The organism is Nocardia aurantiaca (assembly GCF_009708175.1).
Lineage (GTDB): Bacteria > Actinomycetota > Actinomycetes > Mycobacteriales > Mycobacteriaceae > Nocardia > Nocardia aurantiaca.
Genome location: NZ_WMBB01000015.1, coordinates 16,377 through 38,935 on the forward strand (window position 1 = coordinate 16,377; position 22,559 = coordinate 38,935).

The 22,559-nt window shown below is 67.1% G+C and carries 23 protein-coding genes and 4 tRNA genes; 10 read left to right on the forward strand and 17 right to left on the reverse strand.

Annotated features, from left to right (window positions below):
• Nucleotides 1-156: 156 nt before the first annotated feature.
• Complete coding sequence (locus GLP40_RS27425) at nucleotides 157-405, forward strand: hypothetical protein (RefSeq protein ID WP_154790921.1); 249 nt, start codon at nucleotides 157-159, stop codon at nucleotides 403-405.
• A gap of 72 nt (nucleotides 406-477) precedes the next feature.
• On the opposite strand, the gene GLP40_RS27430 is transcribed toward GLP40_RS27425, so the two are convergent.
• From GLP40_RS27430 to GLP40_RS27485, 12 genes are all read right to left on the reverse strand, one after another.
• Nucleotides 478-876: a PIN domain-containing protein gene (locus GLP40_RS27430; RefSeq protein WP_328290731.1), complete on the reverse strand. Its 399-nt coding sequence runs from the start codon at nucleotides 874-876 to the stop codon at nucleotides 478-480.
• Nucleotides 873-1,124: an AbrB/MazE/SpoVT family DNA-binding domain-containing protein gene (locus GLP40_RS27435; RefSeq protein WP_154790922.1), complete on the reverse strand. Its 252-nt coding sequence runs from the start codon at nucleotides 1,122-1,124 to the stop codon at nucleotides 873-875. The genes GLP40_RS27430 and GLP40_RS27435 overlap by 4 nt, the downstream gene beginning before the upstream one ends.
• Nucleotides 1,125-1,250: 126 nt before the next feature.
• The gene (gene rplA, locus GLP40_RS27440; RefSeq protein WP_154790923.1) at nucleotides 1,251-1,961 is read right to left on the reverse strand and encodes a 50S ribosomal protein L1; all 711 of its coding nucleotides are present in this window, start codon (nucleotides 1,959-1,961) and stop codon (nucleotides 1,251-1,253) included.
• A 164-nt stretch (nucleotides 1,962-2,125) separates the two neighbouring features.
• Nucleotides 2,126-2,560, reverse strand: a complete 435-nt coding sequence (gene rplK, locus GLP40_RS27445) for a 50S ribosomal protein L11 (protein ID WP_040862031.1) — start codon at nucleotides 2,558-2,560, stop codon at nucleotides 2,126-2,128.
• Between the two features lie 158 nt (nucleotides 2,561-2,718).
• On the reverse strand, nucleotides 2,719-3,531 hold the full coding sequence (nusG, locus tag GLP40_RS27450) for a transcription termination/antitermination protein NusG (protein WP_328290732.1): 813 nt from the start codon (nucleotides 3,529-3,531) through the stop codon (nucleotides 2,719-2,721).
• Nucleotides 3,532-3,667: 136 nt separating this feature from the next.
• On the reverse strand, nucleotides 3,668-4,057 hold the full coding sequence (gene secE, locus GLP40_RS27455) for a preprotein translocase subunit SecE (RefSeq protein ID WP_328290733.1): 390 nt from the start codon (nucleotides 4,055-4,057) through the stop codon (nucleotides 3,668-3,670).
• A gap of 106 nt (nucleotides 4,058-4,163) precedes the next feature.
• Nucleotides 4,164-4,236, reverse strand: a tRNA-Trp gene (locus GLP40_RS27460).
• A 181-nt stretch (nucleotides 4,237-4,417) separates the two neighbouring features.
• Nucleotides 4,418-5,473 (reverse strand): fused (3R)-hydroxyacyl-ACP dehydratase subunits HadA/HadB, encoded by a 1,056-nt coding sequence (locus tag GLP40_RS27465; protein WP_154791056.1) that lies wholly within the window; start codon nucleotides 5,471-5,473, stop codon nucleotides 4,418-4,420.
• 199 nt (nucleotides 5,474-5,672) lie between these two features.
• Nucleotides 5,673-5,843: a 50S ribosomal protein L33 gene (gene rpmG, locus GLP40_RS27470; protein WP_029925945.1), complete on the reverse strand. Its 171-nt coding sequence runs from the start codon at nucleotides 5,841-5,843 to the stop codon at nucleotides 5,673-5,675.
• A 44-nt stretch (nucleotides 5,844-5,887) separates the two neighbouring features.
• Nucleotides 5,888-5,960 (reverse strand) — tRNA-Met (locus GLP40_RS27475).
• Between the two features lie 78 nt (nucleotides 5,961-6,038).
• Nucleotides 6,039-6,111, reverse strand: a tRNA-Thr gene (locus tag GLP40_RS27480).
• A gap of 320 nt (nucleotides 6,112-6,431) precedes the next feature.
• Nucleotides 6,432-6,516 (reverse strand) — tRNA-Tyr (locus GLP40_RS27485).
• Nucleotides 6,517-6,653: 137 nt separating this feature from the next.
• Between GLP40_RS27485 and GLP40_RS27490 the strand changes: the two genes are divergently transcribed.
• Nucleotides 6,654-7,145: a YajQ family cyclic di-GMP-binding protein gene (locus tag GLP40_RS27490; RefSeq protein ID WP_328290734.1), complete on the forward strand. Its 492-nt coding sequence runs from the start codon at nucleotides 6,654-6,656 to the stop codon at nucleotides 7,143-7,145.
• A 66-nt stretch (nucleotides 7,146-7,211) separates the two neighbouring features.
• On the opposite strand, the gene htpX is transcribed toward GLP40_RS27490, so the two are convergent.
• Complete coding sequence (gene htpX / locus GLP40_RS27495; RefSeq protein ID WP_154790924.1) at nucleotides 7,212-8,087, reverse strand: zinc metalloprotease HtpX; 876 nt, start codon at nucleotides 8,085-8,087, stop codon at nucleotides 7,212-7,214.
• A gap of 249 nt (nucleotides 8,088-8,336) precedes the next feature.
• Nucleotides 8,337-9,359, reverse strand: a complete 1,023-nt coding sequence (locus GLP40_RS27500; RefSeq protein WP_154790925.1) for a polyprenyl synthetase family protein — start codon at nucleotides 9,357-9,359, stop codon at nucleotides 8,337-8,339.
• 477 nt (nucleotides 9,360-9,836) lie between these two features.
• Here GLP40_RS27500 and GLP40_RS27505 point away from each other — a divergent pair, with 477 nt between their 5' ends.
• Together GLP40_RS27505 and GLP40_RS27510 are read left to right on the forward strand one after the other, a co-directional pair.
• Nucleotides 9,837-11,111: a geranylgeranyl reductase family protein gene (locus GLP40_RS27505; protein WP_154790926.1), complete on the forward strand. Its 1,275-nt coding sequence runs from the start codon at nucleotides 9,837-9,839 to the stop codon at nucleotides 11,109-11,111.
• Nucleotides 11,108-11,527, forward strand: coding sequence for a helix-turn-helix transcriptional regulator (locus tag GLP40_RS27510; RefSeq protein ID WP_154790927.1), 420 nt, complete (start codon nucleotides 11,108-11,110; stop codon nucleotides 11,525-11,527). Before GLP40_RS27505 ends, GLP40_RS27510 begins: the two co-directional genes overlap by 4 nt.
• Nucleotides 11,528-11,698: 171 nt before the next feature.
• Here GLP40_RS27510 and GLP40_RS27515 read toward each other — a convergent pair whose 3' ends face one another.
• A complete protein-coding gene (locus GLP40_RS27515) occupies nucleotides 11,699-11,842 on the reverse strand; it encodes a hypothetical protein (RefSeq protein WP_154790928.1) in 144 nt (47 codons plus the stop codon).
• 84 nt (nucleotides 11,843-11,926) lie between these two features.
• Here GLP40_RS27515 and GLP40_RS27520 point away from each other — a divergent pair, with 84 nt between their 5' ends.
• Entirely contained in the window at nucleotides 11,927-12,334 is a 408-nt protein-coding gene (locus GLP40_RS27520) for a VOC family protein (RefSeq protein ID WP_328290768.1), read from the forward strand.
• 347 nt (nucleotides 12,335-12,681) lie between these two features.
• Here the strand turns inward: GLP40_RS27520 and GLP40_RS27525 are convergent, their stop codons facing one another.
• A complete protein-coding gene (locus GLP40_RS27525) occupies nucleotides 12,682-13,185 on the reverse strand; it encodes a DUF2505 domain-containing protein (protein ID WP_154790930.1) in 504 nt (167 codons plus the stop codon).
• 183 nt (nucleotides 13,186-13,368) lie between these two features.
• Here GLP40_RS27525 and GLP40_RS27530 point away from each other — a divergent pair, with 183 nt between their 5' ends.
• The 4 genes from GLP40_RS27530 to GLP40_RS27545 all read left to right on the forward strand — a co-directional run bounded on the left by GLP40_RS27530 (nucleotide 13,369) and on the right by GLP40_RS27545 (nucleotide 20,751).
• A complete protein-coding gene (locus GLP40_RS27530; RefSeq protein ID WP_328290769.1) occupies nucleotides 13,369-13,818 on the forward strand; it encodes a DUF3592 domain-containing protein in 450 nt (149 codons plus the stop codon).
• A 200-nt stretch (nucleotides 13,819-14,018) separates the two neighbouring features.
• Nucleotides 14,019-14,738 carry a demethylmenaquinone methyltransferase gene (locus tag GLP40_RS27535; protein ID WP_154790931.1) on the forward strand — a complete coding sequence of 240 codons (720 nt, stop codon included), beginning with the start codon at nucleotides 14,019-14,021 and terminating at the stop codon, nucleotides 14,736-14,738.
• Nucleotides 14,739-14,902: 164 nt separating this feature from the next.
• Entirely contained in the window at nucleotides 14,903-19,576 is a 4,674-nt protein-coding gene (locus tag GLP40_RS27540) for a molybdopterin-dependent oxidoreductase (protein ID WP_154790932.1), read from the forward strand.
• Between the two features lie 149 nt (nucleotides 19,577-19,725).
• Nucleotides 19,726-20,751 (forward strand): alpha/beta hydrolase, encoded by a 1,026-nt coding sequence (locus tag GLP40_RS27545; RefSeq protein ID WP_154790933.1) that lies wholly within the window; start codon nucleotides 19,726-19,728, stop codon nucleotides 20,749-20,751.
• 4 nt (nucleotides 20,752-20,755) lie between these two features.
• On the opposite strand, the gene GLP40_RS27550 is transcribed toward GLP40_RS27545, so the two are convergent.
• On the reverse strand, nucleotides 20,756-21,790 hold the full coding sequence (locus GLP40_RS27550; RefSeq protein WP_154790934.1) for an aldo/keto reductase: 1,035 nt from the start codon (nucleotides 21,788-21,790) through the stop codon (nucleotides 20,756-20,758).
• Between the two features lie 83 nt (nucleotides 21,791-21,873).
• Here GLP40_RS27550 and GLP40_RS27555 point away from each other — a divergent pair, with 83 nt between their 5' ends.
• Nucleotides 21,874-22,545 carry a TetR/AcrR family transcriptional regulator gene (locus GLP40_RS27555; RefSeq protein ID WP_154790935.1) on the forward strand — a complete coding sequence of 224 codons (672 nt, stop codon included), beginning with the start codon at nucleotides 21,874-21,876 and terminating at the stop codon, nucleotides 22,543-22,545.
• The last annotated feature ends 14 nt before the right edge of the window (nucleotides 22,546-22,559 follow it).

Sequence of the window (22,559 nt, forward strand, 5' to 3'; positions counted from 1 at the left end):
GGAGCACGTCGATGACCGTCGTCCAATATAGCGGACACGCATCCATCCGCCAAAACGGGGTCGGCCCCCTCGGGCGCAAGACTATGAAACTTGGGCATTTCAAAATGGTGAGCGGCTCGGTAGGTTCCTACGCATCCCAGCCCTGGAGGTAACCCCATGAGTCGGCTGCTCACCAAAACCCTTGCCGCCGTGACACTTTCCATCGCACTAGCGGGCGCCGCCGCTCCGGCGAACGCCGATGTCCCACTGCCGCCGCGGGGCACGGGCTCTTCCCTGGTAGACGGCGGCTCCTCCCTGCTCCAAACCGGTTCGACCATCTTCGTCAACCCGCTGCCAGCGCTGATCGGAGGGTTCCTGTGCTCCCTGAACCCCGGCAGCGGCCTCTGCAACCTCCGCGACCTCTGACGAACACAGCGAAGGGCCGGTACGAATTTCGTACCGGCCCTTCGGGCTTCATGCGTTGCCATCTTGGCGGTACTAGGTGGCGGGCTCGATTCGATTCACCGTCTCGACCTTGCTGATTCCCTTGTCGAAAGACACGATGCTCGATTCCGGTACAGCTTCGGCGAGGGCGACCAGATAGGCGTCGGCGAAGGACAGCCGATAATGCTCGTACACGTCGATCGCCCTGATGAGCAGAGCCGGATCGTCGGTAACGATGTTCCGGGAGCTGACCAGGACGCGCGCCAGCGCCGCGAGTCGAGGTCTCTCGACCCGATAGACGCTCTGCAACACGTAGATTGTCTCGGCCAGGATCAGATCCGCAAGGTGCAACGAATCAGATTGCGCGAGAAAGGCTGTCGCCCGCCTGCCCATATCCGGCGGATCCTGCGTGAGGTGGCGGATCAGGATGTTCGTGTCGAGGAAGACCGTCACGGTTCACCTTCTCGCCACTGCGCCGCCCACGCGGCATCGCGAATCTCTTCCCAGGACTTCCCGCGCACCTGCGGCGGCACGGGCACGCTACCGGCCAGCTCGAGCAGATCCGGGGTTCGGGCCAACACGACAACCTGCCCCTCAACCCGGAAGAGCACGTTGTCGCCGACATGCAGGTCGAGCGCATCACGGATCGCCTTCGGCACCGTTAGCTGCCCCTTCGATGTCAGCCGCGCAACCGCGTCCATGACCTCTCCTTACTTCGAGCCCCTGGTAAGGATACGTCGACCGGCGCTGAACAGTCGAAGGGCCGGTACGAATTTCGTACCGGCCCTTCGGGCTTCATGCGTTGCTACGCGCTACCGCGTCGGGAATCAGTCTTCCTCGGCGAAGTTGCGGGTGCGGTTCGGATCCACCGGGATGCCCGGTCCGGTGTTGGTCGAGAACGTCACCTTCTTGACGTAGCGGCCCTTCGCGGTGGAGGGCTTGACACGCAGGATCTCGTCGAGCGCGGCACCGTAGTTCTCGGCCAGCTTCTTCTCGTCGAAGGAGGCCTTGCCGATCACGAAGTGCAGGTTGGCCTGCTTGTCGACGCGGAAGTTGATCTTGCCGCCCTTGATGTCCTGAACAGCCTTGGTCACATCGGGGGTGACGGTGCCGGTCTTGGGGTTCGGCATCAGACCACGCGGGCCCAGGACACGCGCGATACGACCGACCTTGGCCATCTGGTCCGGGGTGGCGATGGCGGCGTCGAAGTCCAGCCAGCCGCCCTGGATGCGCTCGATCAGGTCCTCGGCGCCCACGGCGTCCGCACCGGCGGCCTCGGCCTCGGCGGCCTTGTCACCGACGGCGAACACGATGACGCGGGCGGTCTTACCGGTACCGTGCGGCAGGTTGACGGTGCCGCGGACCATCTGGTCGGCCTTGCGCGGGTCCACACCGAGACGGACAGCGACCTCGACGGTGGCGTCGGTCTTGGTGGTGGAGGTCTCCTTGGCGAGCCGAGCGGCGGCCAGCGGAGCGTAGAGAGCCGAGCGGTCGACCTTGGCGGCCGCCTCGAGATAAGCCTTGCTTCGTTTTGCCATGATTCTCTGTCCTTGTCTAAGTCAGAAGTGGTGCGGGACAGGCGGTCCCTTCCACGAGAGCTCTGTATCCAATTGCGGCGATCGCGGGCCTTGCGTGGTTACGCAGGCAAACGCGGAGAGGCGAAGCGGCTCCTCCGGGTCTGACGCGCCCGCCGCGGAGAGCCCTACTCCGCGATGGTGATACCCATCGAGCGGGCGGTACCAGCGATGATCTTCGCCGCGGCGTCGATGTCGTTGGCGTTCAGGTCTTCCTGCTTGGTCTTGGCGATCTCACGGATCTGGTCCATGGTGACCTGCGCGACCTTGGTGCGGTGCGGCTCGGCGGAGCCCTTCTGCACACCCGCGGCCTTCAGCAGCAGACGCGCGGCCGGCGGCGTCTTCAGCTTGAAGTCGAACGAGCGGTCTTCGTAGACCGTGATCTCGACCGGGATGACGTTGCCACGCTGCGACTCGGTCGCCGCGTTGTACGCCTTGCAGAACTCCATGATGTTGACGCCGTGCTGACCCAGCGCCGGACCGACCGGCGGAGCCGGGTTGGCCTGGCCGGCCTGGATCTGGAGCTTGATGAGCCCAGCGACCTTCTTCTTCTTCGGGGGCATCTTTCTTCCTTGGGTTAGGTTCCTTACGGATTCCCGTAAGCCTTCTCCGGACCGTGCGCCCGAGCGCGGACGCCCGAGGCACAACCCGTCAAGTCTATGCGAACGCGAAAAAGGCGGTGACACCGGCCTGTAAGGGCCGGGCCACCGCCCTGACGCACTTAAATCTTGGCGACCTGCGTGAAGGCCAGCTCGACCGGAGTCTCACGGCCGAAGATCGAGACCAGCACCTTGAGCTTCTGCTGCTCGGCGTTGACCTCGGAAATGCTGGCCGGGAGGGTGGCGAAGGGGCCGTCCATGACGGTGACCGACTCGCCGACCTCGAAGTCGACCTCGATGGCCGGCTTCGCGGACGGGGCCTCGCCGCCGGTGGCCGCGGCGGCGGAAGCGGCGGCCGCCGGGGCGGCCTTCTTCTGCTGCGCGGCCGGCACCAGGAACTTCACCACTTCGGGAATAGTGAGCGGCGAGGGACGCGAGGTGGCGCCGACGAAACCGGTGACACCGGGGGTGTTGCGCACCGCGCCCCAGGACTCGTCGTTCAGCTCCATGCGGACCAGGATGTAGCCCGGCAGCACCTTGCGGTTGACGTTCTTCTTCTGGCCGTTCTTGATCTCGGTGACCTCTTCGGTCGGCACCTCGACCTGGAAGATGTAGTCCTCGAGACCGAGGTTCTGCACGCGGGTCTCGAGATTGGTCTTCACCTTGTTCTCGTAACCGGCGTAGGAGTGGACGACGTACCAGTCACCGGGCGCGCGTCGGAGCGCGGCGGTCATCTCGGCGACCGGGTCGGCGGGCTCATCGGAGAGCTCGGCGGCGGGCCGCGCGGCCTCGTCTTCCTCGGCGTCGGTCTCCGCGTCAGCGGCAAAGCCCTCGGCCTCGTCGGCGAAGCCCTCAGCGTCCTCGACGGTGGTCTCTTCGGTCACCGCGTCATCCACCGGGAATTCCTCGGTTGTGCCGTTCTCCGGGGTGCTCACTGGGGCACTCGCTTCCTTAGTCGTCACGTAATCCTCTGCGCGCCGGGGCGATAAGCCCGGCGGATGGTCCCGCTCCCCGCCTCTGCCCGGGGGGCCGGTCACCGGCCGCGACGGTCAGACGCGGTCATCGTGCCGCCTAGCCGAAGAGCCAGTTGACACCCTTGATGAATGCCAGATCCAACCCGCTGATGTACGCGACGATGAAAATCACGAACACCAGAACAACGCTCGTATAGGTGACCATCTGCTTGCGGTTGGGCCAGATGACCTTGCGAAGTTCCGCGATGACTTCCTTGAGGAACTTCGCCAGACTCTTGATCGGATTGCCCGAACCGCCTTTTCCGGCCTTCTTTTCTTTGCCGGACTGCTTGGTGGCTGCCTTGGCCGAGTCCGACGGTCGTTCGATCGTCGCGACGGCGCTCGACGACGCGGCGCGGGCACGCCGAGCGGACCGCTTGCCGCTCGGCCGAGCCACCGCGGCGGTGTCGTCGCCATCTCCGTGGCGAGTGTCCCGCTCGTCGCTCACGCTCACTCCTCGCTTCGCTCGTCATGAGCATGCACGATGCGCGCTATGCCTATGGCTCGCCCGCTTCGCTCGCTCACGTCGATCCTCTCTACGTCGGCATCCAGGGCAGGGGCGACAGGACTTGAACCTGCAACCTGCGGTTTTGGAGACCGCTGCTCTGCCAGTTGAGCTACGCCCCTTCGGCTGGACGGGGGTTTGAGTCCAACCACTGTTCTCTTCAGTTGTACTACGGGTTTTCACAAACACGCGCGCCGCTCCTCGGAGCAGCGCGCATCGGCTGGTAACCCCAGATTCCCGAGTGTACGGCACCCCGCGTGGCGACCGCTAATCGGGGTGTCGCAGCGTACGTCGGGTCGACGGTCAGGCCAGCTGGACCGTTGCGGTGGCGCGGCCGAAGATCTTGCGGCCCTCGGACTTCGCCACGATGGCGATGACAGCGGTGCGCGTCTCGGGGTCGACGGACTTGACCTTGCCGGTGTACTCGATCTCCGCGGGGCGGTCGACCGGCACGTAGACCGGACTGGTGAATCGGACGTTGTACTCCTTGACCGCACCCGGATCGCCGAGCCAGGAGGTGACGAAGCCGCCGCCCAGGCCCATGGTCAGCATGCCGTGCGCCACAACGTTTTCCAGGCCCACCAGCTTCACGACATCATCGCTCCAGTGGATCGGGTTGGCGTCGCCCGAGACGCCGGCGTAGTTCACCAGGTCGCCGCGGGTGAGACGAACGACGCGCGGAGGCAGTTCGGCGCCGGCGGTCACATCCGCGAAGCGGATGCAGTGCTTGCTCGCCACCACGGCGCCGGCGGCCTCGACCCGGACCGGCGGCGGGGGCGGCGGCACGTCGACGGTGCGCAGGTGGTGCTGCTCGGGAAGCTCCTCCGGGCCCACGCCGTGCATGAGCACATTGCGCACGGCCTGACCGATATTGGGATCGATGTCACCGCCGCTGCGGCCGATGAGAGTGGTGTACGTGGTGAGAACCAGCTCGTCGTTCTGTGCGACCACGTCGTTGCGGGTGACGATGATGTCGCCACCGAATGCCTGGCGGAACGAGTGCAGGTAGACGATGCAGGACAGTCGGTCGCCGGCCTTGATGGGCCGATGGAACTCCAGGATCTGATCGGTCTGCATGATCTGGCTCAGGTCGTAGCCGGTGACGATCTGCTCGAAAAGCCTGCGCTGAGCCAGGATTCCGACCAGCGAAATGAAGGTGAGGGGGGCGACCAACCCATCGTGACCGTAGCTCCGGGCGATCTCCTCGTCCCAGTGGACCGGGTGATAGTCCTGCACCGCGCGGGCGTACTCCCGCACCTTCTCACGGCCGACCTCGTAGTAGTCGTCGACGCGGTAGTGGTGGCCGACCATGGCGGCGGCGTGTGCGGCGGGGTCGAAAACCTCGCTGGAATCGACCATGTCGGCCTCGGTGTCAATCTCGGAGTTGATCGTCACGGCAGGAAGTCCCTATCTGACCCCGGAACGGGATCGGGCGAGAGCGCTGAACCATCGCTATATACGCCAAATGCCGGACCGGGGCCACTGTCTCTTTTCAAGAGACGAAGTGACCTGCCGATCCGGCACTGTCATCCACGCGGGTAGTTCGCGCGGGGTTAAGTTAGCGAGACTCTCGGTGCGCCCGGTGGGTACCGCAGTTCGGGCAGAACTTCTTCAGCTCGAGACGGTCCGGGTCGTTACGCCGGTTCTTCTTGGTGATGTAGTTGCGGTGCTTGCACTGCTCGCAGGCCAAGGTAATCTTTGGCCGGATATCAGTGGACTTCGCGGCCACGATTTGCCTTCTTTCCGGTCAGCCTGATGTCGGTAATCAGTATGTAGCGATGGCCGGACTCGAACCGGCGACACAACGATTATGAGTCGTTTGCTCTACCGCCTGAGCTACACCGCCTTGATAGCGGGATTGGCGTAGTGGCGGCCCGGTCATTCTCTGGGGAGTGCCGAGTCGGTCACCACCGGCAATCCGGCGAGCCCCCTAACGGAATCGAACCGTTGACCTTTTCCTTACCATGGAAACGCTCTGCCGACTGAGCTAAGGGGGCATGTCTACCTCGCTCCGGTCTCGGCCGGGGCGCTGATGACTCGAACGAGATTACACACAACCTCACCGACTATCCAAACCGTGTGGTCAGAGCAGGTTTTGAACACGATCAAGGTTCGCGGCGCAAGCAGGGAGTCGGAGCGCTCGTTCTGGACTGCGGCTCGAGAGAACTCCGCCTCGGAGCGGAGGAGCGAACGGCTCCATGGACCTGCCCCCCCAGAGGAGCAGAGGCGGGAAGCGCCGAGACCTTCAGCGCCTCGAACCCGCCGGAGCCCAGGCCAAACGCACAGAGCCCCGTGGACTCTGGTCCACAGGGCTCTCTGGTGGCGGATGAAGGATTTGAACCTCCGAAGCATTACGCGGCTGATTTACAGTCAGCTCCCTTTGGCCGCTCGGGCAATCCGCCGGGGTACGCCTTGCAGCGCTCCAGCAGAATACAACGAACCCACGCCCAGAATGCAAACCGGCTGGATACAGGCATGCCGGAGCGGCTAGCGTCGGCGTGGAAGATCCCGAATATCCGATCTCGGACAGGAGAAGAGTGTGGCGGATTCGTCGTTCGATGTCGTCAGCAAGATCGATCGCCAGGAGGTGGACAACGCCCTCAACCAGGCCGCCAAGGAGCTGAGCCAGCGCTACGACTTCCGCGGCACCGGAGCGAGCATCGAATGGTCGGGCGAGGACAAGATCATCCTCAGCGCCGAGTCCGAGGACCGCGTCAAGGCGGCCCTGGACGTGTTCAAGGAGAAGCTGATTCGCCGCGACATCTCGCTCAAGGCGTTGGACGCGGGTGATCCGCAGGCCTCCGGCAAGGTGTACAAGATCACAGGAACCCTCGTCCAGGGCATCTCCTCGGAGAATGCGAAGAAGATCGCCAAGAAGATCCGCGACGAGGGCCCCAAGAGCGTCAAGGCGCAGATTCAAGGCGAGGAGCTGCGCGTCACCAGCAAGAGCCGCGACGATCTGCAGGCGGTCATCTCGCTGTTGAAGGGTGGCGACTTCGACATCGCCCTGCAGTTCGTGAACTACCGCTAAAAGCGTACGGCGGGGGCTTCGCCCCTACGAGAAGGGGAACCGGGGGCCGTGCCCCCGGACCCCCATTCAGTAGCGCCGCCGGCCGCCTGCCAACTCCTCGAGGCGGGCGATACGCTCCGCCATCGGAGGGTGGGTGGAGAACCAGCGCGCCATGCGGTCGCCATTGCGGAAGGGGTTGGCGATCATCAGGTGCGATTGAGCCGTCAGTTGCGGTTCGGGGGGCAGCGGGGCGGCCTGGGTGCCGCGTTCGAGCTTGCGCAGGGCCGAGGCGAGGGCCAGCGGGTCGCCGGTGAGTTCCGCGCCGTCCTGGTCGGCCTGGTATTCGCGGGAGCGGGAGACGGCTAGTTTGATGAGCGTGGCCGCGATCGGGCCCAGCAGCGAAACCAGCAGGATGCCAATGATATTGGGCCCCTCGCCGTCGCGGCTGCCGCCGAAGGCGCCGGCGAAGAAGGCCAGGTTCGCCAGCCCGGAGATGACCGAGGCGAGCGCGCCCGCGACCGAGGAGATCAGGATGTCGCGGTTGTAGACGTGCGAGAGTTCGTGCCCCAGCACCGCGCGCAGCTCCCGCTCGTCCAGGATCTGCAGGATGCCGGTGGTGCAGCAGACCGCGGCATTGCGCGGATTACGACCGGTGGCAAAGGCATTCGGCGCGTTGGTCGGGCTGATGTAGAGCCGCGGCATGGGCTGGCGTGCGGCCGTGGCCAATTCGCGCACGATCCGGTACATGGCGGGCGCTTCCAGCTCCGTGACCGGCTGCGCGTGCATGGCCTTGAGCGCCAGCTTGTCGCTGTTGAAGTAGGCGTAGGCATTCATGCCGACGGCCAGCAGGATCGACAGGATCAGGATCGTCGGATTGCGGAACAGCGCCCCGGCGAACACGATCAGAGCCGACATGCCTACCAGCAGGCCGAACGTCTTCAACCCATTCGCGTACCTGTGCATATTTGCCCTCCGCTTCGCTCCGGGCGGGTTCGCGGCCCCGAGATCTCGGTTCTTCCCTCCTCCGCTTCGCTCACCCGCTCCACGCGCGGGGAGGCGAGCGCAGTCCAGAATCGAGACGGCCGCGAACCATGATCGGCTTATCTCGATTGCCGGGCTTGCACCAGGTCAACGACGGAGCGGCGGGTTGGAGTTCCCAGTTGTTCGACTGATCAGTTTCGGATGGGGTGCGCGGCGCGGCCGCGCATTCCATCAGCCGACGCGTTCGATCGTGTAGCGAACCAGGTGTTCCAGGGCCTCGTTGGCGGGGCCACCGGGAAGAGCGGCGAGTTCGGCGTGGGCGATATCGGCATAGCCGTGCAGCTTCTCCTTGGCCAGCACCAGACCGCGCGACCGGGACAGCAGGTACAGGGCCTCGTCGACCTCGGCATCGGTCTCCAGCGGGCGGGCCAGCAACGTGCGCAGGCGGTCGCCCTCGGCGCCCTCGTCGCGCAGGGCGTAGAGGACGGGCAGGGTGTGGACGCCCTCGCGCAGGTCGGTGCCGGGGGTCTTGCCCGACTGCTCGGACACCGAGGAGATGTCGATGATGTCGTCGGCGATCTGGAAGGCGGTGCCGACCGCGTCGCCGAGGCGGGCCAGCCGTTCCACGTGATCACGGTCGGCGCCGGAGAAGGTGCCGCCGAAGCGGCCCGCGGCGGCGATGAGCGAGCCGGTCTTCTCCCACACCACGCGCAGGTAGTGCTCGACCGGGTCCTGCGACTGGCGGGCGCCGATGGTCTCGCGCATCTGACCGGTGACCAGTTCGGCGAAGGTCTCGGCAATGATGCGGACCGCGTCCGGGCCGAGAGTGGAGACCAGGCGGGAGGCGTGCGCGAAAAGGTAGTCACCGGCGAGAATGGCGACGCTGTTGCCCCAGCGCGAATTCACGCTGGGCGCGCCGCGGCGCATGGAGGCCTCGTCCATGACGTCGTCGTGGTAAAGGGTGGCCAGGTGCACGAGTTCCACCACGGTGCCGGCGACGACCAGGTCGGGGCTGGTCGGGTCCGGGCCCAGCTGACCGGTGAGGATGGTGAACAACGGGCGGAACCGCTTGCCGCCGGCCTTGGCCAGGTGCAGGGCCGCCTCCTGCAGGAACTCCTCGCCGTCGGACAGCTCGGTGATCAGCAAGTCCTCGACCTCGATCAGGCCCGTGCGCACGGTCGCCGCGAGCTCGGGATCGCCGAGATCCACCCCCGCGACGACGGTGCTCTCATCGCTCACAGCTGATGCGCTCATTTCATCTCCCAGTGCCGCGTCCGACCCCACGCCAAAGAACCTAGCGTGTGGACCGATCACCCCCTATGGACACCACCGTAGTGCGACGCACGAAACACTGCTGTGTCTAATTGCCCTCCGCTTCGCTCCGGGCGGGTTCGCGGCCACGGCGCAGGTCTTATGAGCCGCGGTCTCGATTTTTCCGCCTCCGCTCCTCCCAGGCGCGGGTCTGTGGAGCCGTGCGCTCGCCCGCTCCAAGCGCGGGGAGGCGGAGCGCAGTCGAGAATCGAGACGGCCGCGGAGCTTTGAGGATTCCCGGCTCGGCGGGGCGGCGGTGAAGGCGATCCACGGTGAATGGGATCCGCTCCGAGGCGATCCGTACCGGGCGAGATCCACGCCCAAGACGATCCACGCCCAAGACGATCCGCACCGAGCGTGATCCGCGTTGAAGGTGATCCGCGTCGACGGTGTTCGTGATGTGCTGCGAGTATTGATCGCATGGGTTCACCGGAAGTCGCGCCCGAGCAGGGGAAATCGTCGGATGTTCTGCCGGCGCATGCCGAGGTTGTGGTGGTCGGCGCGGGTCCGGCCGGGTCCGCGGCTGCCACCTGGGCGGCACGCGCGGGACGCGATGTGCTGCTGACCGACTCGGCGGTGTTTCCCCGGGACAAGACCTGCGGTGACGGGCTGACGCCGCGCGCGACCGCCGAACTCGAGCTTCTCGGGCTGGGCGATTGGGTGCGGGCGCACACGGTCAATCGCGGGCTGCGCATGGCGGGGTTCGGGCGGGAGGCGCTGCTGCCCTGGCCGGACGGGTCGTTCCCGACCTATGGAAGTGCGGTTCCGCGAACCGAACTCGACGACAAGCTGCGCGAGACCGCGGTCAAGTCGGGGGCGCGGATGGTGGACGGGGCCAAGGTGGTGGAGGTGGCCCGCGAGGGCGACCGGGTCACCGGGGTGACCATCAAGACCGACGCCGGACTGCGGGCGGTGTCGTGCGACATCCTCATCGTGGCCGACGGTGTGCGCTCCCCCGTCGGAAAGCTGCTGGGCCGCACCTGGCATCGCCAGTACGCGTACGGGACCGCGGCGCGGGCCTACATCAAGTCCGAGCGCAGTGACGACGAGTGGATCACCTCACATCTCGAATTGCGGGATGCGAACGGGGAATTGATTCCCGGCTACGGCTGGGTTTTCCCGCTCGGCAACGGCGAGGTGAACATTGGCGTCGGCTCGCTGGCCACCGAAAGACGGCCCTCCCATATCGCGTTGAAACCGCTTCTGCAGCACTATGTTTCGGAACGCCGCCCGGAATGGGAATTCGAGGGCGAGGCGCGGGCGGTGGCATCGTCGCTGCTGCCCATGGGCGGTGCGGTGTCGAATGTGGCCGGGCGCAACTGGGTGCTGGTCGGCGATGCCGCCGGCTGCGTGAATCCGCTCAATGGCGAGGGTATCGACTACGGCCTGGAAGGCGGGCACATGCTCGCCGGGATCCTCGACCAGCCCGATCTGACCCGCATCTGGCCGGACATGTTGCGGGAGCGCTACGGCCGCACCTATTCGGTGGCGCGGCGGCTGGCGGCGCTGGCCACCCATCCGCGCGCGGTGCCGCTGGGCGGTCCGCCGGTCATGCGGTCGAAGCTTCTGCAGCGCACGGCCGTGCGGGTGATGGGCAATCTGGTCACCGACGAGGACGTGGATCTGACCGCCCGACTGTGGCGGGGAGCCGGCCGCGCCTCCATGCGTTTCGACAAGCTGCGGCCGTTCTCATGACTGCCCGGCCGGTTCCGGCGGGGCTGCTGCCGCATCTGCGGCGAGCGCGGGATCTGGCCGACCGGCATTACGCGCAGCCGCTGGACCTGGACGGTTTGGCGGCGGCAGCAGGGGTGTCGAAGTATCACTTCCTGCGATGTTTCGCCGCGACCTACGGCAAGACCCCGGCGGTGTATCTCGCCGAGCGCAGGATCGAGCGGGCGCAGGATCTGTTGCGCGCCACCAACGTGACCGTGACCGAGGCCTGCATGCTCGTGGGCTACCGCAGTCTCGGTTCGTTCAGCCGCAAATTCACCGAACTGGTAGGGATGTCGCCCTCGGAGTATCAAGCGAAGTTCGCTGCCGAGGGCGCACCCCATATTCCTGGTTGCTACATCTTCATGCACGGTCTCTCCGATCGGAAACGCACACCATGACGTAAACCCGTCGCCCACGGCGTCGCGGGGAATTCATCTGGGCGAAGACCTCATCGAGTCGGCAGCGCGCGTACGCCGGTCTTGTCGGTGAAGAGGGCCGGCGAGCTGATGTACCGGATTTCGCCCCTTTCCGTCCCGGCAGCGCCGAGGCGATCGTGTCCGGGCCTCGCACTACACGCCGGTGACGACGCAGGTCAGGGCGTCGCCCGACGGGTTGCCGTGCTCGTCGTGCATGGGCGGCTCGATGCCGTCGCGGTCACTGCGCAGGTAGTCGCTGCCCTTGGTCAGGATGGCGGTCAGCGAGGTGGCGAGCATGTGAACTCAGCTATCCGGACGTGAATTCCGCAATTTCGGAGAAGCCCGGACGGTCGCGGTGTCCATAGCCTTGTCGGTATGACGATCATCACCAATGTCTCGCTTGTGACCGTGTATGTGACCGATCAGACCGCCGCCAAGGAGTGGTACATCGACAAGCTGGGATTCGTGGAGGCCAGCGATGTCACCATGGGCGACAACGGCTTCCGATGGGTAACCGTGACGCACCCGAACCACCCGGAGCTCGAGGTCACCCTGATGATCCCGGGCCCCCCGCTGGATGACGATCTGGCCGAGGCCATCCGGCGCTCCATGGCCAAGGGCACGCACGGCGCGCTCGGCCTGCGAACCGACAACTGCCAGAAGGCTTTCGAGGAGCTGACCGCCAAGGGCGTGGAGTTCGTGCAGCCGCCGTCGGAGCGGCCCTACGGCGTGGAGGCCATCATTCGCGACAACTCGGGCAACTGGCTGGTCCTGATCGAGGCTGTATAGATTGCCCTTCGCTTCGCTTCGGGCGGGTTCGCGGCCACGGCGCAGGTCTATGGAGCCGCGGTCTCGATTCTTCCCTCCTCCGCTCCTCGGAGGCGCAGGTCTATGGAGCCGTTCGCTCCCCCGCTCCAAGGCGGAGGTCTCTCGAGCCGCAGTCCAGAATCGAGACGGCCGCGAACCTTTGAGGATTCTCGGCTCGGTGGGTCGGCGTTGAAGGCGCGATCCGGGGCCTCTGTGGGTGGACCGTTCCGGGGCCTCTTTCGGTGGATCGTTCCGAATCCTTTGCATGGATCGTGGTGGATCATGCCGAATGTGGACGCGGGACCACTCCCGCATCCGCATTCCCGGGATCAGGCGTTCTGCGCGGCGAACCAGGATTCGACGGACTTGCGCTCGCTGTTCAAGACCTTTTGGAGCAGGTTCTCGACCAGCGGTTCGATGGCCCCGCCGACCAGCGGGACCTTCACGTCGACCCTGCCGGTGACCTCGATCACGGAACCCTCGGCGGTGGGCCGCAATTCGAACGTGCCCGCCATCTCGGTGGTGATGCCGCCGGAGCGGCCGGTGAAGCCGCCCTTGGCGACGCCGTCCTCGAGCGGGCCCCAGGTGTCGGTGCGCTCGAGCATGAGTTCGCTCTTGAGGGCCTTCCTGACAATGCCGGGAACCTGGTCCGCGGGCGGCTTTTCGGTCATCTGGATCCGGATGGTGCCGGGCCCGTCGGGGTGGGTGAGCTCCAGCGTGGCGGTAGCCGCTTCTTCGAAGCGGCTTTGCCACATCTCATCGGTGGTGAGTGCCCGGTGAAGATCTTCGACCGGAACGCTGTACTGCACGGTGAAGCTGAATTTTCGGGACATGGCGAAGACCGTAGCTCAGCGATGGAATAGCCTGCTGAAGTGTCGGAAACTAGCCAGTCTGATAGCGCCGCGCCGCGCAGCGACGATCGGACGCAGCGCGCAGCGCAGGTGACCGACGGCCGGGCACAGCACACGACGCAAGGGACCGACAGCCGGGCACAGCACCCTGAACCGCGGCGGGCGGTGCGGTTGCGGCGGGCGCGGATCGGCGTCGTGATCGCGGCCGCCGCCTTCAGCTTCCTGGCCGCGCTGCTGGTGCTCGCGGCCTGGCGCGACGACCATCTGATCAATTCCGATAAGGGCGTGACCAGCGCCGAAGTCCTCTCGGCGGGCACGCTGCGGTCCGCGGTCATCTTCGTCACGCCCGACGGCGAGACCCACAATCCGAAGACCGGCGTGCTGTATCCGACCAAACTGACGGTCGGCGAACGCATCAATGTCGAATATCGGCGCAGCGATCCCGATCTCGTACGGGTGGCGGGCCGCGACGCGCGGGTCGCGATCATCCCGGCACTGTCGGTCATCGTGGTCTCCTGGACCATCGCCATCCCGGTGCTCTGGTTTCTCGGCTCACCGCCGACCCGGTGGCTGGGCGCGCTGCGAGCCCGCGCGCGAACCAGGCTGCGGCCGTAGGCCGTCCCGGCCATCCACACCCATGGTTCGCGGTCCGAGCGCGGGAAGGCGGAGCGCTCGTTCTGGACTGCGGCTCGAGAGACCTCCGCCTCGCAGCGGAGGAGCGAACGGCTCCATAGACCTGCGCCTCCGAGGAGCGGAGGAGGGAAGAACGAGACCTCCCGGGCCGCGAACCCGCCCGGAGCGAAGCGGAGGGCACAATGAACACCGTGAAATTACGGCAGCGGGAATCATTTCGGGCCCAGCTGGACAAGCAGCCGCGCGACGTCGCGTCCATGTTCGACGGGGTCGCCAAGCGGTACGACCTGACCAATACGGTGATCTCCGTTGGGCAGGACCGATATTGGCGGTGGGTGACGCGTAGGGCGCTGGATCTGCGGCCCGGCGAGCGGGTGCTGGATCTGGCGGCAGGAACCGGCGTCTCCACCCTGGACCTGGCCAAATCGGGTGCGTGGGTGCTGGCTGCGGACTTCTCCCAGGGCATGCTGGCGGCCGGACGGCACCGCAATGTGCCCATGGTGGCCGCCGACGCCATGGCGCTGCCCTTCGCCGACGACTCCTTCGACGCGGTGACCATCGCCTACGGCCTGCGCAATGTGGCCGATCCCGATCTGGCGTTGCGCGAGATGCTGCGGGTCACCAAGCCCGGTGGGCGGCTTGTGGTGGCGGAGTTCTCCACGCCCACCTGGGAACCGTTCCGGACCATCTACATGGAGTACCTGATGAAGGCGCTGCCGCGGGTGGCGCAGGCGGTCTCCAGCAATCCGGACGCCTACGTGTATCTGGCCGAGTCGATTCGGGAGTGGCCGAATCAGCGGCAGTTGGCATTGCGGATCGCCAACGCCGGCTGGTCGTCGGTGAAGTGGCGCAATCTCTCGGGCGGGGCCGTGGCCCTGCACCGCGCGTACAAGCTGGGCTGAACGACGCGCGCCGGACCGGGGGCGGGCCGCTGACCTGTGCAGGTTCTCACGGTAGCTCCCCGACCCGGGCCTCACAGTCGCGGGAAACAGCTGTGAGGTGGATTGTCATCTGGCGATAACGTTCGGTAAATCCCCCGCAACTCGGGGTGGCTTAACTCGGAACCATGCCGGAACAGCCCACTCCCCCGCCGAGCACCCGGACCGCGTGCTCGTACTGCGGGGTGGGCTGCGGCATCACGGTCGAAACCCGGCCTGACGCACGCGGGCTGCCCCTGATCGTCAAGGTCAAGGGCGACAAGGACCACCCCGTCAACGCCGGGCGGCTATGCACCAAGGGCGCTACGCACGCCGAGCTGATGGCCGCACCCGGGCGCATGGAGACCGGCTACCGGCGGCCCGAACGCGGGCGGCCGCCGGTTCCCGTGCCGGTCGACGAGGCGATTCACGAAGCCGCCCAACGTCTTCGCGTGATTCTCGACACGGACGGACCGGACGCTATCGCGCTCTACGTGTCCGGCCAGATGTCGATCGAGGCCCAGTACCTGGCGACGAAGCTCGCCAAGGGCCACCTGCGCACCGTGCACATGGAGGCCAATTCGCGGCTGTGCATGGCCAGCGCGGCAGGCGGCTACAAGCTGTCGCTGGGCGCGGACGGGCCGCCCGGGTCCTACGACGACCTCGACCACGCCGATCTGTTCTTCGTCATCGGCGCGAACATGGCCGACTGCCACCCGATCCTGTTCCTGCGCATGGCCGATCGGCTCAAGTCGGGCGCGAAGCTCATCGTGGTGGACCCGCGGCGCACCGACACCGCGGCGCGCGCCGACCTGTTCCTCCAGATCAGACCGGGCACGGATCTCGCGCTGCTGAACGGGCTGCTGCACCTGCTGGTCGAGAACGGCGACATCGACGCCGAATTCATCGCCGAGCACACCGAGAACTGGGCGGGAATGCCCGAGTTCCTGGCCACCTACACCCCGGACGCGGTCGCCGAGATCACCGGCATTCCGGAATCCGATATCCGCACCGCCGCCGAGTGGATCGGCGCGGCGGGCGAATGGATGTCGCTGTGGACCATGGGCATCAACCAGTCCACGCACGGCACCTGGGCCGCCAATGCCCTCATCAACCTGCACCTGGCCACCGGCGCCATCTGCCGCACCGGGAGCGGGCCCTTCTCGCTCACCGGGCAGCCCAATGCCATGGGCGGGCGCGACATGGGTTACATGGGTCCGGGACTGCCGGGCCAGCGCAGCGTGCTCTCCGACACCGACCGGGCCTTCGCGGAGTCCGTGTGGGGGCTGGAGCCGGGCACCATTCGCGCCGAGGCCGGGCCCGGGTCCATCGAGATGTTCCGGGGACTGGCCGACGGCAGGATCAAGGCGTGCTGGATCATGTGCAGCAATCCCGTTGCCTCCGTGGCGAATCGGCGCACCGTGATCGCGGGGCTCGAGGCCGCCGAGCTGGTGATCGCCCAGGACGTCTACACCGATACCGCCACCAACGCCTACGCCGACCTGCTGCTGCCCGCCGCCCTGTGGGCCGAGGCCGAGGGCGTACAGGTGAACTCGGAACGCAATCTGACGCTGTTGCGGCGATCGGTGGATCCGATCGGCGACGCCCGACCGGACTGGCAACTCATCGCGCAGATGGCGACGGCGCTCGGATTCCCCGGCTTCGACTACGCCTCCAGCGCCGAGATCTTCGACGAGATCCGGCGGTTCACCAATCCGGCCACCGGCTACGACCTGCGCGGCATCGACTATGACGTGCTGCGAGCCGGGCCAGCGCAGTGGCCGTGCCCCGATCCCGCCCAACGCCGCAATCCGATCCGCTACCGCAACGACGGTGTCAGCCAGACCCGGTACACCGACGAGAACGGCAACACCCCGCGCCTGGCCTTCGCCACGCCCAGCCGCAAGGCCGTGTTCTTCGCGCGGCCGCACCTACTGCCCGACGAGATGCCGGACGAGGACCACCCGTTCGTGCTCAATACCGGCCGCCTGCAGCACCAGTGGCACACCATGACCAAAACCGGGAAGGTGGCGAAACTGAACAAGCTCAATGGCAAGCCCTTCCTGGAAATCCACCCCGAGGACGCCGCGCGCCTCGAGGTGCGCGAGGGCGACCAGCTGGAAATCACCTCCCGCCGCGGCCGCGCCGTGCTGCCCGCCCGGGTCAGCGACCGCGTTCTTCCCGGCACCTGCTTCGCCCCGTTCCACTGGAACGACGAGCAGGGCGAATACCTGACCATCAACGCCGTCACCAACGACGCCGTCGACCCCATTTCCCTGCAACCCGAGTTCAAGGCGTGCGCGGTGCGGCTGCGGAAGGTGGCGGCCCTGAGTCCGGGAACGCCTGGTCGATCGCATGGCGGCGACCCCGCCGTATTGCTGGAATCGGGTGCCGTCGACGGGATTTCAGCCGCGCCGGACTACTCTGCGCCCGGTGGACCGATCGGATCGGGTTCGCGCGCGGTCGATTCCGCGGCGATTCCCGGCCGCCACTCCGGAACGCCGCCCGGTTCGCCCACCCCGTACGGCGGTACCCCCAACGCGGGTGAGGGAGCCGGAATGCCGGTGTACGCCGAAGCGATCGGTGGTGGAGACATCGGCGGGCGAGGCGGAGGCGCGGCTTCGGCCGGGCCGCATCCGCTGGCGGTGATGCTCGGTGTGGACAGTGCCACCACGCCGACGCTCAGCGAGGTCGAACGCGTCTACCTCGGTGGATATCTCGCGGCGCTGCAAAGTCTGCCGGTGAACGGCGTGCCCGTGCTGCCGGAGACCGCGCCGATCTCAGAGCGCGGCCGGTTGTGGATCGACGGGCTGCTGGGCGGGATGTACTCCCGTGGGGCGCAACACTACTCACCGTCGCTCGACGGCGCGGCAGGTTGGGCCGACGGCCCGTCGGGCACGGAGGGCGCGGCGACGCGCACGGTGAACGTGCTGTGGGCATCGCAGACCGGTACGGCGGAGGAGCTGGCCGCCGCCTTGGCGACCTCTCTGGCCGATTCCGGTTTCACGCCGCGCCTGCTGGACATGGACTCGGCCGAGTTGTCTGATCTGACAGGTGATGTGCTGGTCATCAGCAGCACCTTCGGTGACGGCGGTCCACCGGACAACGGCGCTGATCTCTGGGAACGTCTGAACGACAGCGCGATTCGGCTGACCGATATGAGGTACGCGGTCTTCGCGCTGGGCGACTCCTCCTATGACGACTTCTGCGGTCACGGGCGCAAGCTGGACGAACTCTTCGCCGAACGCGGTGCCGCCCGCCTGCTTCCGCGCGTGGACAGCGAGCCTGATCACGAGGACCTGTCCGCGGCCTGGTTCGACGCGGTGGCCGAGGCCCTCACCGACGGCATGGACGATCTCGCCGCCTCCGCTCTCCCCGGGGCGGGCAGTGCGGCCGGCGATTCCCAGCCCCGCGGCGAGCTCTCCCACCCGGCCGCGAGCGGCGAATCCGCCCTGTCCGGGTGGGCCGACGAGCGCACGGCCGGACCGGGATCCTCTGGGACCGCTGTCGGCGAGACCGGCAATAAGGCGGGTATCCACGCCGGGGTCTCCCTGCCCTTCGGACCCTCCGGTGGCTACGGCACGCGCAGCGATGCCGGCGCCGCGAGTTCTCCAGGGCGCGGTGCGACGGGCGGCCTCGGCGGCACCCGTGCCGCGACCGCGATCATGCCGGGCCGCGCACGCGGCGCTACGGCGCCCTTCACGCGCAATTCGCCGGTGCTCGCGACACTGGTGCGCAATGAGTTGCTTTCGCGGGACGGTTCCGGGAAAGAGGTGCGTCATTTCGGGTTCGATCTGAGTGATCTGAACGCGACCTACGAGGTCGGGGATTCGCTCGGTGTGCGGCCCCAGAACTGTGCGGCACTGGTGGCGGAATGGCTGGAGGTCACCGGGCTGGAGGGGCGGCGGCTCATCGAGGTCGAGGACGGCGAGGTGGCGCTGGCGGAGGCGCTGCGCACGCATTACGACATCACCCGGGTGAGCACGGATCTGCTGTCGTTCGTGGCGGAGCGCAATGCCAGTCCGCGGCTTGCCAAGCTGCTGCGGCGGGACAATCGCAATGAGCTGGACGGCTATCTGTGGGATCGGCAGGCGGTGGACGTGCTGCGCGATTTCCCGGTGCGGGCCGATCTGGTCGAGTGGCTGGGCGCGCTGAAGAAGCTGCAGCCGCGCCAGTATTCGATTTCCTCGAGTCCGCTGGTCAGCCCGCGCGAGGTGCAGCTGACGGTGGGCGTGGTGCGCTACGGCGATCCGGCGGCCATCGGTTCGGCGGCCCGGCGCGGCGGGGTGAGCTCGACCTTCCTGGCCGATCGCGCGCATGCGGAGGTTCCGATCTTCCTGCAGCGCGCGCCGCATTTCCGGCCGCCGCTGGACCCGAACGCGCCGATGATCATGGTGGGGCCGGGCACGGGCATCGCGCCATTTCGCGGTTTCCTCCAGGAGCGTCGCGCGCTCGGCGGTCAGGGCCGCAATTGGCTGTTCTTCGGCGATCAGCACGCCAAGGACAACTTCTATTACCGGGCCGAGCTCGAGGACATGTTCCGTTCCGGTTTCCTGACCCGGCTGGACCTGGCCTTCTCCCGCGATCAGCGCGAGCGGATCTATGTGCAGCACCGCATGATCGAGCACGGTGCGGAATTGTGGGCGTGGCTGTGCGAGGGCGGCCATTTCTACGTCTGCGGCGATGCCGCGCGCATGGCCAAGGATGTGGACGACACCCTGCTGAAGATCGCGCGCATTCACGGCAAGCTGAGCGAGGACGGCGCGCTGGCGTTCAAGAAGCAGCTGGTGGCCGAGAAGCGCTATGTCCGCGACGTGTATTGATCCTGATTCCGGCACCACCAATGTGAAAACGTGGTATTTGTAACTCGCCCGTCCAGTCTCACGCGCACGGGCGAGCCGTCATCGGGACGGCTGCCAGGAATGCGGAGGGCGGGAGCTTGAACCGTCGAATCAGTCGAATCACCGGACGATTGACGGTAGCGGTCCTCGCCGCCGCCGCGACACTGGGCCTGGGCGGCCCACCCGCCCGCGCGGACACTCCGGCCGCGCCCGGCGTCACGGTCCCGGACCTCAAGACCGACGACGGCTCCTTCATCCAGAGCGTGGGCGTCACCGACGACCGCCACGTCACCTTCACCGTCTACTCCGCCGCCATGAAGCAGACCTTCCCGGTCGCCGTGCTGCGCCCCGAGGACACCTCCGAACCCCGCCCCACCCTCTATCTACTCAATGGCGCGGGCGGCGGCGTGGACAGCGCCACCTGGCAATTGCGCACCGACGCACTCGATTTCCTGAGCGACAAGAACATCAATGTCGTGCAGATCATCGGCGGCGCGTTCAGCTGGTACACCGATTGGCTCCAGCCCGACCGCGAGCTCGGGGTCAACAAATGGTCGACCTACCTCGGAAAGGAACTGCCGCCGCTGATGGCGGCCGCACTGGGCAGCAATGGCGCCAATGCCATCGCCGGCATCTCCATGGCCGGTCTGCCCGTGCTGAATTCGGTCATCTTCAATCCCGGGCTGTTCCGCAGCGCGGCCGTGTACAGCGGCTTCTTCCAGACCACCACGCCGCTGGGCCGGGAGTCCATCAAGATGGTCACCGAGCTCTACGGCGGCGGCAAGGTGGAGAACATGTGGGGCCCCGAGGGCGGCCCGCTGTGGGTGGCCAACGATCCCACCCTCAATGCCGAGAAACTGCGCGGCACCAACCTTTTCATCTCCACCGGCAACGGCATTCCCGGCGCCTTCGACGTGCCCGGCGCGCGCGGCCGGATGGAGGCGCCCGCGGACACCGCCAAGACCGTGGCGCTGGGCTCCTTCATCGAGGCGAACGTGGAGCTGTCCACCGTGATCCTCCAGAAGCGCCTGGAATCCCTGCACATTCCGGCGACCTTCGAATTCCGCAGCAGCGGCACCCATATCTGGGGCTACTGGCAGGACGATCTGAAGACCTCCTGGCCGGTGCTCGCACAGGGTCTCTTCCCGCCCCCGTAACCCTCTACACGACAGGAGGATTGAGCCGGGCGAAGTCCGGCAGCCGGTAGTACGGGTAGTAGGGATAGGGCGGAGTGACCGCGCTCGCCTTGTCCAGCCGGGCGATCTGGTCGGCCTCGAGACGCCAGCCGACCGCGCCCAGGTTCTGGCGCAACTGCTCCTCATTGCGTGCGCCCACGATGACCGTGGCCACGGTCGGGCGTCGCAGCAGCCAGTTGAGGGCGATCTGGGGAACGGTGCGGCCGGTTTCGGCGGCGATGTCGTCGAGGACGTCCACCACGTCGTAGAGGACCTCGTCGTTCACCGGCGGACCCGCCGCGGCCGTCCTGTGCAGGCGGCTGCCCTCCGGAAGCGGTTGTCCGCGACGGATCTTGCCGGTCAGGCGACCCCAGCCGAGCGGGCTCCAGACCACCGCGCCCACACGCTGATCCAGGCCGAGCGGCATCAGCTCCCACTCATAATCGCGGCCGACCAGCGAGTAGTAGACCTGATGGGCGACGTAGCGCGGAAAGCCGTACCGGTCTGCGGCGGCAAGGGATTTCATGAGCTGCCAGCCCGCGAAGTTGGACGCGCCGACATACCGGATCTTGCCGGAGCGCACCAGGTCGTCGAGCGCCGCGAGGACCTCCTCGACGGGTGTGCCCGCGTCGAAGGCGTGCAGCTGGAACAGGTCGATGTGCTCGGTGCCGAGCCGCCGCAGCGAGCCCTCGACGGCCGAGATCAGCCGGGCGCGACCGGATCCCGCGTCGAACGGGCCGGGACCGGTGGGCAGTGACGCCTTGGTGGAGAGGAGCAGCTGATCGCGGCGGCCCCGAATCGCCTCCCCCAGGACCTCTTCCGAAGCCCCATCGGAGTAGACGTCGGCGGTGTCGAACAGGGTGATGCCCGCGTCCAAGCCGACGTCCACCAGGCGCCGGGCCTGGCGGGCGTCGGTATCGCCCCAGGCGGAGAAGAGTTCACCGCGGCCGCCGAAGGTGCCCGCGCCGAAGCTCAATGCCGGAACCAGCAGGCCCGAAGCCCCGAGCCGACGATATTCCATGACCAACTCCTAACGGAACTGTCGTTTCGTTAACGGCATCGACGCTACACTGGTTCGGTCACAAATGGAACTGGAGAACCGTTATGGGCCATACAGGGGCCGCCGAGGACACCGCCGCATCGGACCACGCCTCAGATCCCACCCCGGGCTCGATCCGCCCAGGCGGACGCACCGCACGCGTCCGCGAGGCGGTGCTGCGCGCCGCCGGCGACCTGCTCGCCGAATACGGCTTCGCCGCCCTCGATCTGGCCGAGGTGGCCGCCCGCGCCGAGGTCGGCAAGACCACCGTCTACCGCCGTTGGCGCAACCCGGCGGGACTGGTCGCCGACCTGCTGGTCGATATGGCCGAGACCTCACTCCCCCACAGCGACACCGGCAGCCTGCGCGGCGATCTGCTCGCCAATGCGCGGCTGGTCGGGAAGACGCTCACCGATGCCCGGCAGGGCCGGCTTTTCCGAGCCATCATCGCCGCCGCCACCAGCGACGACACCGCCGCCGCGGCCCTGCGCGCCTTCTACGACACCCGCCTGGCCGAATGGTCCCCCTGTGTCGAGGCTGCCGTCGCCCGCGGCGAGGTTCCGCCCGGAACCGACCCGCGCGCAGTGCTTTCCGCCGTCTCGGCCCCGCTCTACTACCGCCTGCTGGCCAGCGGCGATCCTGTCGACGAGGCGGCGGTCAGCACCGCGGCGACGGCCGCCGCGCTCGCCGCCGAACAGGGCGTATTCATCTCCGGCCCAGCGCGATCCACGCGCTGAGGCCCGCGCGCCAC